Raw genomic sequence first — 2,118 nt, forward strand, 5'->3', positions numbered from 1 at the left:
GTTTGCAGGTGAGCCCCGTCTCGGCCGGCCCGCCGACCGCCGCCGGGCGCACCTGCAAACCGCTGGCGCCGGCGCCGAGCAGGCGACCGGGGGCGAGGGCGACGGCAGTGAGCGGCCCGGCCGTGCGCGAGGTTTCGGCCGCCACCTTCTGCCAGCCGCTTTCGCTCTCCTGCCAGGCCTGCAGGCCGCGGTGGCTGTCGCCGACGAGCAGGCCGCGGCCGTCGCTGTCGAGGGCCAGCGCGCTCGGCGTGCGGACGATGGCCGGCGGCGTCGGGCCGACCATCGTCCGCTGCGCGCGCAGCGGGAAGAAATGCTGCAGCAGGCCGACGGCGAGCGCGCCGACGACGAAGAGCGGGACGACGCGCAACCCGGCGAGCGGCAGCGCGTCGCGGTAGAAGATGCGGCGCAGCGCTTCGGAGGCGCGCACGCCGAGCGGGTTGGACGGGGCGCTCATGAAACGCAGGAAGACGCGATCCTCGACGGCCGGCGGACGCTCGCCCGCCGCCTGGCCGGCGAAGAGCGCGCGCAGCCCGCGCCGCACGTCGGCGAAGCTCGACCAGCGGCGGGCCGGCGCGGCGATGCGCAGCGCGCCCGGGGGGGCGGGCGCTTCGTGCAATTGGTCGAGGAAGTCGGCCAGCGTCTGGCGAATCGCTGCCAGATCGGCCGCCGGGTCGGCTGCCGGTTCGGCTGCCGCTGCCCTGCCCGTCGGCGCTGCCGTCCGTTGCCCGGCCGCCAGGCGGGCGAGCAGCGCGCGGCGCAGCCAGTCGGGGAGGTAGGCGTGGCGCAGCCAGGGAAGCTGCGCCAGTTGCGGCAAGGCGTCGGCGCGCTCGCGTTCGTCGGCGATCAGGCCGTCGCCGAGGCGCAGCGTCAGCGGCCAGTGAATCTCGGGGTAGACGGCGCAGGCGGCAAGCCAGACGAAGACGCGCGGCGGCAGGTCGCCGGCAAGCGCGTCGACGACGCGGGCGGTGAAGTCCGCACCCGGATCTTCGCCGCCGAGCAGCCGGTCGAGGTCGCGCAGGTAGGGCGGACGCGGGCGCTCGGTGCGGCGCACGGCGGGCGGGGCGACGACGCGCTGCTGGCCGACGATTTCGCCGAGCAGTCGCAAACCGGCCGCGTCGAGCGGCAGCAGGCGCAGGCCGGCGCGTTCGAGCAGCCATTCGCTGCGCCCCCAGGCGCGACGCGGACGCGGCGTGAGCAGCAGCGGCTGCGCCTGCGGCCAGGCAAGCAGGCGGGCGACGCTCGCCGCCGGGCGGCCGCTGTAGGAATCGATCAGCTCGCGCGCGTCGGCAAAGACGAGCAGGCGGCGCGCGGCGAAACGCGCCGCCAATTGCTCGAGATCCTGCCCGCCGAGGTCGCCGGCGCCGCGCTTGAACGGCTGATGGCGGCAGCGCAGCGGGTCGCGCGCGTAGTGGAAACGCTCGACCGACAGCCCGCGCGACTGCAGGCCGGCGAGCAGCTCGTCGACGGTCAGCGCCAGGTGGTCGCGCAGGCTGGCGCGGTCGACGAGGACGAGGAATTCGGGTTCAGTCAGCGCCCCGAAGACCGGCGTGAAGAGTCCGCCGGCGGCGAGCGTCGCGGCGACGCTGCGCTCGCCGTCGAGTTCGCTCGACGGCAGCCAACGGCGTCGGCGCAGGGCGCGCAGAAGGCGCAGCCGCTCGCCGCGAAAAGCGCCGCGCCAGCGGCCGTCGTCGGCGTCGAGACGCTTTTCGGCGGCGCTGCCGGTCGCCGGCAGACGTTCGAGCCAGCCGCGCCGGCGCAGCCGGTTCCAGGTCCACACGCCGGCGAGAAAAAGCAGCGCAGCGGCGGCGAAGACGAGGTGGTCGACGACCCAATGCGTTTCTTCGCCGGTCTCCGGCGGCAAGGTTTCCGGCGTCGGCGCCGGAAGGGCGGCGGCGAAGGCGAAACCGGGCGGCGCCGGCGGGCGCGGCGCCGCCTCTGGCGTCGATTCGCGCGGCAGCGGCGCGAGGACGATCGCCACCTGCTCGGGAAGCGACGCGGCGAGGCCCGGCGAGGCGAGCGTCGTTTCGCCGGGCGCGAAGCCGGGGGCTTCGCCGCGCAGGGTCAGCGGCAACAGCGAGCGCGAATAGCGCACCGTGGCGAGCGGCTGGGCGGGCGGTT

The 2,118-nt window shown here is 75.9% G+C and carries 1 pseudogene; it reads right to left on the bottom strand.

The features are described 5' to 3' along the window. Window positions 1-2,118: pseudogene (locus PKE44_RS18645) on the bottom strand (hypothetical protein); the annotation flags it as partial.

This window comes from Plasticicumulans sp., from assembly GCF_035331805.1.
Lineage (GTDB): Bacteria > Pseudomonadota > Gammaproteobacteria > Competibacterales > Competibacteraceae > Plasticicumulans.